The organism is Calothrix anomala FACHB-343 (genome assembly GCF_014696435.1).
Classification (GTDB): Bacteria; Cyanobacteriota; Cyanobacteriia; order Cyanobacteriales; family Nostocaceae; genus Aulosira; species Aulosira anomala_A.
In genome coordinates this window covers 37,063-50,120 of sequence record NZ_JACJQG010000023.1, presented here as the reverse complement: position 1 = coordinate 50,120, position 13,058 = coordinate 37,063, and the positions used below count along the sequence as shown (strand labels likewise).

The 13,058-nt window shown below is 41.1% G+C and carries 9 protein-coding genes; 2 read left to right on the top strand and 7 right to left on the bottom strand.

What is annotated here, in order from left to right:
* Nucleotides 1–106: 106 nt before the first annotated feature.
* On the bottom strand, nucleotides 107–2,395 hold the full coding sequence (locus H6G08_RS14990) for a PP2C family protein-serine/threonine phosphatase (protein ID WP_190543877.1): 2,289 nt from the start codon (nucleotides 2,393–2,395) through the stop codon (nucleotides 107–109).
* 935 nt (nucleotides 2,396–3,330) lie between these two features.
* Complete coding sequence (locus H6G08_RS14985; protein WP_190543875.1) at nucleotides 3,331–3,687, bottom strand: NAD(P)H-quinone oxidoreductase subunit M; 357 nt, start codon at nucleotides 3,685–3,687, stop codon at nucleotides 3,331–3,333.
* Between the two features lie 1,140 nt (nucleotides 3,688–4,827).
* On the opposite strand from H6G08_RS14985, the gene H6G08_RS14980 reads away from it, so the two are divergent.
* On the top strand, nucleotides 4,828–5,109 hold the full coding sequence (locus tag H6G08_RS14980; RefSeq protein ID WP_096644437.1) for an Npun_R1517 family heterocyst differentiation transcriptional regulator: 282 nt from the start codon (nucleotides 4,828–4,830) through the stop codon (nucleotides 5,107–5,109).
* A 618-nt stretch (nucleotides 5,110–5,727) separates the two neighbouring features.
* Here H6G08_RS14980 and H6G08_RS14975 read toward each other — a convergent pair.
* The 4 genes from H6G08_RS14975 to argB all read right to left on the bottom strand — a co-directional run bounded on the left by H6G08_RS14975 (nucleotide 5,728) and on the right by argB (nucleotide 10,744).
* Complete coding sequence (locus H6G08_RS14975; protein WP_096644438.1) at nucleotides 5,728–6,423, bottom strand: response regulator transcription factor; 696 nt, start codon at nucleotides 6,421–6,423, stop codon at nucleotides 5,728–5,730.
* 170 nt (nucleotides 6,424–6,593) lie between these two features.
* Nucleotides 6,594–7,562: a glycosyltransferase family 2 protein gene (locus H6G08_RS14970; RefSeq protein WP_190543872.1), complete on the bottom strand. Its 969-nt coding sequence runs from the start codon at nucleotides 7,560–7,562 to the stop codon at nucleotides 6,594–6,596.
* A gap of 104 nt (nucleotides 7,563–7,666) precedes the next feature.
* The gene (gene ctpB, locus H6G08_RS14965) at nucleotides 7,667–9,004 is read right to left on the bottom strand and encodes a carboxyl-terminal processing protease CtpB (RefSeq protein ID WP_190543869.1); all 1,338 of its coding nucleotides are present in this window, start codon (nucleotides 9,002–9,004) and stop codon (nucleotides 7,667–7,669) included.
* 840 nt (nucleotides 9,005–9,844) lie between these two features.
* The gene (gene argB / locus H6G08_RS14960) at nucleotides 9,845–10,744 is read right to left on the bottom strand and encodes an acetylglutamate kinase (RefSeq protein WP_190544030.1); all 900 of its coding nucleotides are present in this window, start codon (nucleotides 10,742–10,744) and stop codon (nucleotides 9,845–9,847) included.
* A gap of 308 nt (nucleotides 10,745–11,052) precedes the next feature.
* On the opposite strand from argB, the gene H6G08_RS14955 reads away from it, so the two are divergent.
* A complete protein-coding gene (locus tag H6G08_RS14955; protein ID WP_190543866.1) occupies nucleotides 11,053–12,453 on the top strand; it encodes an ABC transporter substrate-binding protein in 1,401 nt (466 codons plus the stop codon).
* An 18-nt stretch (nucleotides 12,454–12,471) separates the two neighbouring features.
* On the opposite strand, the gene H6G08_RS14950 is transcribed toward H6G08_RS14955, so the two are convergent.
* Nucleotides 12,472–13,017: a shikimate kinase gene (locus tag H6G08_RS14950; RefSeq protein ID WP_190543863.1), complete on the bottom strand. Its 546-nt coding sequence runs from the start codon at nucleotides 13,015–13,017 to the stop codon at nucleotides 12,472–12,474.
* Nucleotides 13,018–13,058: the final 41 nt, after the last annotated feature.

Genomic DNA, 13,058 nt, shown 5'->3' with positions numbered 1-13,058 from the left:
ATTTTCAATAACAGTTTTTCCAGGTAAAAGTCTTTACCTTGGCAGTTTTTGATTTTGGTTACTACCTGTATTATTTCAGGTTTTATCAGTTTATGGCGCAATTCCACTAAGTTGCATCACCGTCGGCTTGTGGTTTAGTTACAGGTGGCTGATTTGTTGGCTCTGGCTTGTTGGAGACACATGGATTTGGGTCATCTGCTTTTAAGACAGTCAAATCAGAGGCGGCTGCTGAAAGTTTAAGTTGAGATAGTCTAATCTTGACTTTTTTAGGGGGTACTGATGAAGCCGAAGGATTTTCTGGGACTGTATTTTGGGTTTCTTCATTATTTGGACAGACTCGGAAATCCACCAAAAAGTCACCTGGTTGACCATCTACAGAAATAGGTTTTTTATCAATTACTTGAAAAAAACCTTGAGGTAACTTTTCTTTGGTCGTTTCTCTTTGTATTTCTTTGTTAGTTTGAATTACCCAACCTGCCGCCAGATTATCAATGGTTCGCTCTGTTGGCGATGGATTGGGATTTGGCTGTGAATTAGGGCTGGGGCTAGTAGTAGCAATTTGCTGTTTCCCCTGGCGTAATTGCATGACTAAGTATCCCAAACTACCAACTATCGTCACCAACATTAAAGGTACAATCAACTGTAGCGGTAGTTGAGCAAAGCCGTTACGCCGCTTGTATTCATCAGGAATAACTTTGGTTTTATTGTTGGGATTGCTGACTAAATTCGGCTGTGCTGTTGTCGGATATGGTTCAGTAGAATTACCAACAAATGAGCTTTCCGGGATGATGGCTGTTATACTTAAATCTGGTTCTGTATATTTCGCCTGATAATGTACTAAAGCAATGGTGACATTATCGTGACCATTTTTAGTATTGGCGATTTCGACTAATTTCTCTGCCACGCTAGCAATATCTGCTTCGGCTTTGAGAATGGGTAAGATTTCTGTTTCCCAATAATCTTCGATCCGGTCAAAATCACTTAAGCCATCGGATGTGAGTAAAAATACAGCATCTTCATCGAGAATAAACCTCTGGGCGGTGGGATGAAGTGATGTACTAGGACTCATCCCTAAGGCTTGGACTAAGGAACCAGAACCACTTTGTTGTATGGCTTCTCGATAGAGAGCATAGCCTAACCTAACTTCGCGGGAGGCAACATCATCATCTAGGGTAACTTGATAGCAACCTTGGCGGGTAATCCAATAGGCACGACTATCACCCACATGGGTAATATAAATTTCATGACCAATGGGTAATGCCATGACGATAGTTGTACCCATGCGTTGACGACCTTGGCGATTTTCGCTGTCGTTGCGCTGGCTAATTTTATCATTGACGACTGCTACCGCCGATTCTAAGTCAGTTAGCAGCATTGAAGGATCGATATGATCGGCCGGAACTTGTGTGAGTCGCTGTACCTGCTGTTGAATTGTTTCAATGGCTAAATTTGAAGCCACATTACCACCTTCATGACCGCCAATTCCATCACAGACAATGGCTAAGGCTGTAGATTGAGGCGGTTTGGTAACTAAAGTCCCACTGAGAGGATAACAAGCATCTTCATTGCGTTGGCGACTGGGGCCTGTATCGGTTTTGGTAAAAATTTTAATATTAGAGGTTTGCGATCGCCCTAATTGACCTAGTCCTCGATCTAATGCTGCAATTAATTGTTCGGCTGAATTTATTTCTTCTGCTATTAAAGAACTACTAATTTTGTGAATAAATTCCGCTATGGCTGGTTTTGCTGTCTGCTCTAACTGCTGCCAAAATTTCCCTAATTCCGATAAACTCGGCTGGATACCAGCGTCAGAATGCAAATCTAACAAGCGGACTAAAGTACCTTCTACTCTAATTAAATCTGGTTTAAGTATAGTTGTCGCCACACCTTCACTTAACAGTGGTTGCCACAGATTAGCTAATTGCCACAGCCAGTGCAGTTGGCGTATAGAACTAGCATTACCCCAAGCGGCGATTAAATTCGGGTAGAGTTGGACTTGTCGCCCTGTACTATCGGTAAATATTGGCGGTTTTTCTAAAAGTAATATTTCTTGTTGAGAGCGTCCCTCAATGGGCGGTATAACTCCATACACCTGGGGCACTTGTACGCGATAAGGTATGAGCCGCAAATAAGGTCTAATTACAGACAAACTCTCTAATTCTGGTGTCTCAGGAACTAACCCCGGTCTGATATCTAAGACCACAGAGCGATCTATAACTAAATAGCGATCGCCTAATATCTCTCCTGGGGTGGCAAAACTCAAGCCTTCACCCTGCACCCAAAGATAGCGCTTAGGTATAGCTGTAGAACACCGCAAGCAAAACTTATGGGTCAGGGGATTGGGAGATTGACAAAGTTCATTTGGGCAGTAGAGCGTGGGAGCATCATTTTCCATAGTTTTTTCACCGATCGGCAATTGGCAATTTCTTCAACAGCATTGGCAGCGACCGTCTAGACCGCTCGTGTTTTTTGAACCTGGTATATGCAACACTTTGGTTCAATGATTTTAGCTGGTGGATCGCAGTGCTAAAACTTAATGATTCTACGATCTACTTATTCAAACAACTTACTCCTCAGTCAAACCTACAGCCCCATCATAGCCTCTATAACCTCTATCACTTTCTTGTCTCCACAATCCGCACAATGAATTTTCACCCTGTCACCAAAGTTTAACCCCAGCATCACGCTATTGCTGACTATTGTTGAATGATTTGATTAACAATAGGCAGATCGTGCTGGTATTTCTTTAGTTTATAATTTACAAGCTAGGAATTAACTTTAATTAAGAATTAAGATAGCTAAATATATATATCAAATAATTAATCGCTGCCGGAATTTTAAGAAATATTGCAGTCATCGATCGCAAAAAGTAAAAAGCCGATTGAGCATTTTTACTGTCTGGCTTAGGCGTTATTAGCCCTGGCTGTCTGTAGAAAGTAAATTTTGGTAACCTTCTCACAGCAAAGTTGGCACAAGATTGGGCGCTTTGTCATTGATTGTTGATTTTTCTGGCATCATTACAGGCTCTCACTAGTGATGTTTTGGCGGTAAAATTTGCGACTTCAGAATTTCCTGCCTTCATCAAGAATATTAGCAGATACAAGCCAGATATAAGATTAGGGCATTGTTACCCAATGCCCTAATGAATCAAGAGATACAAAAAATTATAAGTAAGTTGTTACGCACTTAGATCAAATATCTTCGCCTTAGGGCTGTCCAGGGTCAAGAGTCAAAAGTCCAAGCTGGCTTTTGACCCTAAACTCTGGACTTTTGACAACCTGAGTGCGAAATATCCACTTTAAATGCGTCACAGCTTAACTTTGGACTTGATTACTTATCGTCAACTGCTACTTGGGGAAGTCCCATGCTGTAGTTAGTGACGCGACTTTGCAGATTGTAGCTGATTTCGCCTTTTTGCAAGAGCGATCGCAAATAATGCTCTAGGTCGGAACCAACGCGACGTAAGTTGTAGTCCGTTAAATCAGCGCCACTAGATGCTTCTACTAGTTCATCAAACTTGCGATAAATCTTTTGTAGGGCATCTTCATTCCAGTTAAATTCATTATCTGGGTCAACATCTAAAGTTAAGACCTGATTACTGGGAAGTAGTTCGCCATCCTGGTCAAGTTCTGCCGCAAAAATGCGAATATGCCTAGTTGTAGACTTGAGCAGCGTCGGGTTGTCCATAAAAGGTGTAAGATTTTGGTTGACTACACTGAAATCATTGTAGACCTTATGCTAGAGCTTAAATGCCCGCCATCTAAAGCAATTCCTCTTGATTAGTCAGGCAGAAGCTCAAAATGCGTGCATCAACAGCATCTGCTGATAACTCCAGTAAGGGAGGTTTATTCAACGAGAAATGGCAGACACAATTTCCGCCAACTTCATGATGGGTGGGTTGTTTTCATTTCTTGTGGAAATCTCAACTTATTGTAGTGGTAAAACAATCATATATTCAGACAAATGTCAATATGTTTGCCCTCAGAATTTATGCAGCATCAGGGTAAGGTAATTAGGGCAAACAGGCAAAAGGTTTATGGCTAATTTGACTGACTTGTTGCTGTTTTGAGAGTAGTTAGTTAACTTTGTCCTAATAGACATTTAATCCCTTCAGAAATCGCCACCAGAAGCCACTGCGCTCAGGCGGTTTACCGGAGGCTAACTTCACAAACAGTAGCTTTCCCAAGATAGTGCGTCTCCTCAGGGTGGAACACAGCTTTAGCGAGCAAACTCAATTTTAATTTATGGATAAATATTCCATTGCCTTACATCTGCGACTTTTGCCGCAATTTTTTCATAGACTGTCATTAGTCTGTTGCAATGTTTATAATTCTGATTCAGAACACCAACAAAGCGGGAATTAGTTGGATGAAATAAATGTACATCTAGTAAATTTACGTACTTATGGTAAAACTACCTCTAGCTTTCATCAAAAAGCAAAAATTTAGTGATAACACGTAAGTAAAAACACTAAATTTTCAGTAAAATCACAAACTGTTGTTGACGTTCAGATAAAGTTGATGTAAAAACCTTTAAAAAGCTCGAACAACTTCTTACAGAAACTTTATTGTATAGAATCTTAAAAACTGAATAATAGTTATGGCTTAACTTGTGCCACCTCTGGTACAGGAGAAGAGTAGCCTAAGCAGAGTGAGGTCTGAATGAAAAAACTCAAGGAGATGGCAATGGAAGACAAATGTGGTGAATAAAGAATAATTCTTAATTCAAACACTTTGGATTCAAAAGAAAATATAAAGAATTAAAGAATTTTTGCTGGAGATTAACTCCTAAACCCGATGACCACCAAATAAAGGAATCCTGAAATCTATGAACTCCAAAGCCTTACCACGCCAGATAAATAATATTGAAGTAGGTGTTTATGAGTGCGAAATCCATCTCAAATTCCGGTTGATTGAGGAAAAAAGTCTCTTGAGCGATCGCGAACAGCTATTACAGGTATTGTTAGATGCTTTGACCGAAGGCTCTGATGACTTTTTAGAAACCTTGCAAGCATCAGTCAAAGCTCAGGAAATTTCTGAGTTTAAAGCTTCACCACAAATGCGTCGCCAGTTAATGCGGTTACGTAATTTCGCTGATAATAATCAATAATTATTGCTGTTAATTATCAGTAGTGGCAATTGGTTAATTGAGCCGCAAATGGTAAATTTGTGATAAATTTGTCATCCGCTCTCAACAATAACTGAGTTGGCTTGTGTAATTTTAAACTAAGGCTAAAAGCCGATTGGATTTACCAAACAGCTGTCAAAGCCTCGCAGTAGCCCTCACCCTTTGCACTACGGAAATACTTGGGTGCCTACTAATGTATGTAATACTTCCTCATGAGGGCGGGTTAGAGTTTTTCAAAAAATATATTCTGAGGAATTTAGGTTTAATCAGGGTGTTACTTCAAGTTGGCGAAATACTAGGAAGCGATCGCCTATCTGACATACTCAAAAAATTTTGCAGATTGCTGAATTTATAGCTCTATTTTTGAGCGATCGCTTGTATTCGCAATTTTTTCTCTGCTATTTTGCGAGCTTGAAGTTGCATTCCGCCCAGATTGTTCAGTAGGGGCGGGTTTGTTCATATCATCTCTAATCGGCACCTAGAGACGCGATGAATCGCGTCTGTACAATCGCGATGAATGGCGTCTACAATTGTCCGCAAAGCAATAGTTATTGATGATTCTGCCTTGTGTTCCTTATTTCTGGTTCGGTTGTCAGATATTTATTTAGCCAAACCATGTTCTAAGGCAAAACGGACTAACTCTGTACGGCTATTTGTACCAGTTTTACTAAACAAACGACTCACGTATTTTTCCACGTTCCTGACGCTGGTCTCTAAGCGTCTAGCAATTTCTTTATTCATTAATCCTTCAGCTACTAAATTTAAAACGCTTTGCTCTCTGGGCGTTAAGTCAATTTTAAAAGGGGCTGGTGATTGCGAAATGGCGTTTCTTTGGGTTAATAACGCCTTAATTTGGGCAATCTGATTTGCTAATTCAGCAATATCAGGTGTTTCATTTTCTTCACCTGTACTCTGAGGTTTAGCCATGCGTCGATTTAATAAATTTTCTACGATGGCAATTAATTCATCCGGGTCAAAGGGTTTTGGTAAATAAGCATCAACACCAGCTTGATAACCTTGGATGCGATCGCCAGTCATCCCCTTAGCAGTCAAAAATACAACAGGTAGGGCTTGAAAACGCGGATCTTCACGTAGCTGTTTCAAGAACTGATAGCCATCCACCTGAGGCATCATGATATCCGAAATCACCAAATCAGGTGTATTTTGCTGCATCAAATCCCAACCTTCACGGGCGTTACTGGCGACTTGAACGCTGAAACCGCTTTCTTGCAAATAATCTTTCACGGCTTCCCGCAATCCTGGTTCATCATCTACCAATAACAATTGTGCTGACATTGAAAATTTCCTTGAATATACCTTGTTCCAATTTAGCGAAAGTTGGCAGGCATTGGAAGAAGCAGGGGGCAGGGAGCAGGGAGCAGGGGGACAAGGAAGACAAGGAGGACAATTGTAGAGACGCGATTCATCGCGTCTTTGCCCAATGCCCAATGCCCAATGCCCAATTCCTATAACCAATCAATCATTTTGGCGTTTTCTGGAAGTTTGGCTTCAGTTTGCCCGCAGTAACGTGCTTTGGCTGTAAATAAGCCTATAGGAGTAATCAAAAAGTCTATCAGGCTAGCTTTGCCTGCGATCGCTTTTAAGGTGTTTTTGGGAATTTCTTTGACTAACCAACGTCCTAAGCAATAGCCGTAGTCTTTGGATGTAAATTCTGACATTAGCTCCACACCATAAAGTTCATGTAGGTAGCGATTTGAACGCCCGTAACGCCGCCATTGACTTTCCAATTCCTTAAGTGTGGTGCGGTGGCGATGTTGAACTATGGCATCTGGGACAAATTTTAAATCTCCTATCTTTTCCTTGAGAATGCGCCAACAGATGTCTGCGTCGCCTCCAGTGGTGAGATAAGGACGGAATAATCCAACTTTTTCTAAAATAATGCGGCGAATGGCTAAATTAGCAGTTTGACCGTAAGGGCAGAAGGGATGGGAAAGGGTATGCTTTTGGGAGAGAGTTTGTTGATAATCTGCGTATTTTTCTAAAATATTTTTACCTGGTAGTGCGGTAATTTCACCTGCAACAATTACTATATTTTGTTGATTAAAAGGTTGAATTAATGATTCTAGCCACTGTGGTTGCGGACGACAATCAGCATCAGTAAAAACAATTATTTCACCTTGAGCAGCGCGAATACCAGCGTTACGGGCTGCATAGGAGCTTTGAATTTGATTTTCGCTTAAAGGATGAATATTGAGGTGACTAAGTTCTGCGGTGGTTTTGAGAAAATTTAAAGTGCGATCGCTACTGTTATTATCTACCAGTAAATACTCTACCTGCTCTTGCGGGTAAGTTTGAGCTAAAAAACAAGAAATTAAATCGGGTAAATCAGCCTCACCATTATAAATAGGCACAACCACCGACACATAAGGCAAAAAGCTGTGGTCGGTGGTTGCATCAACTGGGGAATTATTCATAAATAAAATCAATGGTTGATTGGGATTACTTGCTATTATTCCCAATCAACGCACTTAGTTTGCTGGAATACTCAGATTTTTATCCTGATTACGCAAGCTAAACTCTAAAATTTCAAGTCTCTAGCACTACTGCTCATAGCTCCAGTCGGTTGAGTGGCTGGTGGTTGAGCAAAGTTAGTGTTAGATAGCGCACTAATAGCCTTTGCATATTGTGGATCGTTTTGTGTACCAATTAAATTTGGATTAGATGCTAATTGACGTTCTTGAGCTTCTGTCAAATCTAATGTGATATCTGGTGTAATTCCTTTATGGTTAATATCTGTACCTTTAGGAGTGTAATAGTGAGCGATGGTGACTGCTAAACCAGAACCATCAGACAGTTCATGAACCGACTGCACTAAAGCTTTACCAAAGGTTTGACTACCAACAACTACAGCCCGTTTATTATCTTTGAGTGCGCCTGTGAGGATTTCGCTAGCACTAGCTGAATTACCATCTACCAATACTGCTAAGGGAAGATTAGTTAAGGCTGTGCGATTCGCTTTGGTATCTTCAGTTCCGCCTACACGGTCTACTGTGCGAACAATACCACCTTGATCCAACCACATGCGGGCAATTTCAATGCTGGCTTGCAACAAACCGCCTGGATTTCCGCGTAAATCCAAAACATAAGCATTAACTTGCTGAGAGTTCAAATCGCGGATAGCGCGGCGCATTTGGTCTGCAGCGTGGGAACTAAACTCGCGTAAGCGGATATAACCAACTCGGCGGTTACCTTCTTGCTTGACGGTATAACGGACAGTTGGTACTTCAATTGTCGCGCGGGTGAGCTTCAAATCGAAAGCGCTTTGTCCTGAGCGTCCCAAGCGCAAAGTTAGCATGGTACCAGCTTTACCACGGATCAGTTTGGAAGCATCATCCACTTTCATTTCTTGGGTGGATTTGCCATTAATCGCTAAAATTTCATCGCCTGCTTTAATTCCAGCTCTTAGGGCTGGAGAATTTTCTATAGCTTCGACAACTGTGAGGCGCTTAGTTTTTTCGTTTAATTCCATGCGAATACCAATCCCAGAGACTTCCCCTGAGGTTTGGCTGGTTAAAGCTTCATACTGTTTAGGGTCCATAAATCTGGTGTATGGATCGCCCAAAATTTTTAAAGCTTCACGAATAGCAACATAAGCCTCTTCCCGAGAAGCATAGTTTTTACTTAAAAGGCTTTGTCTAGTAGCTTGCCAATCTTGTTGATTAAATTTTCCATCAACGTATTCACGATTCACCAATTGCCATACTTGGTCTACTATTGCTTTCGGACTATCTTGTAGAGCAGCACGAACGCAGCGAGTCCAAGCAGGGCCAAATACGGATGCGGTGGCTGTCGTGGCGATCGCTCCACCAATCAAGGCTACTTGGAGCGGTGAGTAACGTTTCGCAGATTGGTTCATGTATATCAGCTGGAATAATTGTGTTGTTGACAGTTTAGCAATCAGGATTTCCAGAATTTTTTAAGTTTTCATACTCAAACTAAGCTTTTCTTTGTGATTATTTCATGTAGAAACGATCCTAAAAATACAGCTTAAGTTTCAACCATCATTTCTCTGTTTGCTAGCTTTCTCTGGGACGAGCATCGAGAGAGATGATGGCACTTTTATATATGTCATCTTTGTCTCTTCGATTATTTTTATAAGATAGCACTTCGCTAACTTAGTTGCTGGTATTTTAAACACCGACTCACTAAGCTTTTCTTAATTGTGTAATGAAACGTAATGGTTCCATTAATTCAACAAATTCCCGTAGAACAAAACCGAGGGAATTGTGGCGTTGGATACAAAATTTTTTCTGTGGTATGTGGCTTATATTTGGCTTCTGGCTGATCTGTACTACTATAACCTGAGTTTCCGTATCTTCCCAGCCAGTAGATGCTCTGCTAGTGCTGGGCGGAAGTATTTGCCGTGAAATTTACGTAGCAAAGGAAGCTAAAAAGTACCCTGATATTTCTATATTAATCTCTCATGGCTCTTTAGAAACTTGAATGTGGTTAATTTTCGATGAAGAAAATACTGAGTTACAAAAAGTTTGGTTATCAAACTGCACCAATTCGATTTGGGAAAATTCCTACCATAGTATTCCCATTTTGCGATGCTGAGTAACAAATAAGGTAAAACTAATTACTTCTACACTCATTTAGCGCGTGCTAAGGGACTTAGAACTAAATAAAGGGAAGGGGGATAAGGAAGATAATTGTACAGACGCGATTCATCGCGTCTCTAACAACTGACTATTGACTATTTCCCAATAAACTGGGAACCGAGAATCATTGTGCCAATACCAACGTCGGTGAAAATTTCTAAAAGTAAGGCGTGGGGAATGCGACCATCAATAATATGTGCGGCTTTGACTCCTTGAGCAAGCGATCGCACGCAACAATTGACTTTAGGAATCATTCCACCGCTAACTACGCCGGAATTAATCAACTCACGGGCTTCGGGAATATCGACTTTGGGTATTAAAGTAGAAGGATCTTTGTAATCTTTTAAAATCCCTCTGGTATCAGTCAACAAAATTAATTTTTCTGCACCCAAGGCGGCGGCTATTTCTCCAGCTACAGTATCTGCATTAATGTTATAAGCTTGTCCTGTTTCGTCGGCGGCGACACTGGAAACGACGGGAATATAGCCGTTACTAGCTAATGTTTCCAAAATTTTGATATTGACGTTGCTGACTTCCCCAACGAAACCAATGCCTTCTTGACCTTGGGGACGGGCTGTAATTAAGTTACCATCTTTACCACAGAGTCCCACTGCCAAACCGCCAGCTTGGTTAATTAGTTCGACAATTTCTTTATTGACTCGACCGACTAACACCATTTCTACCACATCCATTGTGGGAGCATCGGTGACGCGCAGACCATTTTTAAATTGGGGTTCAATTCCCAGTTTATCTAGCCAACTGTTAATTTCTGGCCCGCCACCGTGGACGAGAATGGGACGCAAGCCGACGCAGGATAAAAAGACAATATCGCGGATAACTTGATCTTTGAGGGTGCTATCTTTCATGGCTGCGCCGCCATATTTTACCACTACAGTGCGTCCAGTGAATTGTTGAATGTAAGGCAGCGCTTCACTTAGCACTTGTACACGAGTGGCTTCGGTTTGCCTGATGTACTCAGTATCGTTGACCATTATGAGGAGCTTTTAAGACTTAAACACCTATCAAGTCAGTGTACAAGACTTTGTCAATAGTCAATAGTCAATGGTCAATAGTCAATGGTCAATAGTCAATGGTCAATAGTCAATAGTCATTGGTCATTGGTCAGAGACGCGATGAATCACGTCTGTACAATTGTCTTCCTTGTCTTCCTTGTCTTCCTTGTCTTCCTTGTCTTCCTTGTCCGCCCTGCTCCTCGATCGCGCTAATCTGTTATTGAGTTAGTGCAATTTTTGCGAACAGCAAGATAAGTATTAATTCTAAATTAAAATGTATTAATTTATATATGAATTCGCAAAAAGAAACCAAGCTACTAGTTTTATCTCTGCTGTTAACTACTGTTTTACTTGGTTTGGGCTTTTGGCTGTTGAGTAGAGTTTCTGGTAATAATTTAAATTCTTTATTATCAGGTAATAATTCGCCTGCACCTTCTGGTTCTACCTCAACTAAGGTCAGTATGGGTGAGAAAATTTTAGTAACTGCTGATACTAGTCCTGATAAAGAAGCGGGAGTACAAGCTTTTGCTAAGGGTGATTTTGTCACGGCTACTGCTAAGTTAAAAGCATCTTTGGCAAAAAATCGTAACGATCCAGAATCCTTAATTTATTTAAATAACTCCCAAGCACAAAATAGTAAATCTTGGAAAATTGCTGTTAGCGTTCCTATTGGCGGGAATTTAGATGTCGCTAAGGAGATTTTGCGGGGTGTAGCGCAAGCTCAAGATGAGGTAAATCGTGGGGGTGGGATAAATGGTAAACTGTTGCAGATTGCGATCGCGAGTGATGATAACGATCCAAACCAAGGGCAACAGGTAGCTACACAGTTTGTGAAAGACAGCAGTATTTTGGCTGTAGTCGGACATAATTCGAGTAATACTTCCATCGCAGCTGCACCAATTTATCAACAGGGAGGATTAGTAATGATTTCTCCTAGCAGTACAGCGCAAAATCTTTCGGGAATTGGTAGCTATATTTTTCGGACTGTTCCTAGTAATGGCGCTTTTGCGGAACGTCTAGCTAATTACACTGTGAAAACGGCGCGGAAAACTAATATTGCTATTTGTACTGATTCTAAATCGATTGATACTCAATCTTTTAGGGATGAGTTTATCAAAGGTTTAGTCGCTGGGGGTGGAAAGGTGAATTCTACAAGTTGCGATGTTGCTAGCGCAAATTTCGATCCAAATACCTTGATTTCCCAGTTTATTAGTAGTGGTGCTGATGGTTTAGTTTTAGCGCCCAATGTGGATAGAATTAACAAGGCTTTAGAATTAGCAGCTGCTAATAACGGCAAATTAACATTATTTGCGAATCCCACACTTTACACATTTAAAACCTTACAGGTAGGAAAAGCCGATGTTAACGCAATGGTGTTACCTGTACCTTGGCATCCTACAGCAATTCCAGGCAATCCTTTTCCCCAGAATGCGGTAAAACTTTGGGGTGGAACTGTGAATTGGCGAACAGCTACAGCTTATGATGCAACTATAGCGATCGCTAAAGGTTTACAACAAGCTAGTACTCGCGACGGTTTACAGCAAGTGCTGCATAGTTCGAGTTTTACCGCCAAGGGTGCTACAGGTACGATTCAATTTTTGCCTTCAGGCGATCGCAGTGGCACGGCTATATTAGTTAAAGTGCAACCTAGTAGTAAATCTGCTACTGGATACGACTTTGTGCCATTTTAGTGCTGATTGCTATCAGTTTTAATGGGAGACTGTCTTTTTCAAAACGCTGGGTATAGCTGCGATTACTCTGTTTGCAATGTCTTCTGGTGTTTCTTCGGCGCTGATGGTAATTTGCAAATCTGCTTGGGAATATAGCGGTTGTCGTTGTTCGAGAAGCGATCGCAATTTGCCTAAAGGATCGACATCTTTTAATAATGGTCTTGTGGTATCCTCTTGCAAGCGGCTATAAAGTAACTCTACTGGCGCGTCTAACCAGACAATTAAACCATGATGTAGATAACTCCAGTTTTCTTGGCGGGTGACAATACCGCCACCAGTAGCTATGGTTAATTTAGTGAAAGCACAAACCTGTGCTAGAACATCGCTTTCTAATTGACGAAACGCTGCTTCTCCAGACTCAGCAAACAGCTGATTGATAGATTTTCCTGCTGCTTGGACAATGACATCATCGGTATCGACAAATCCATAACCGAGATGCTTGGCTAGTAAGCGTCCTACTGTACTCTTACCGCTACCCATCATCCCAATTAAATACAGATTCACCCCTTGCAATAAGCTATTCACTGAACTACCGTTCTCTCTCTGACTTCAACATTTATCAGCTA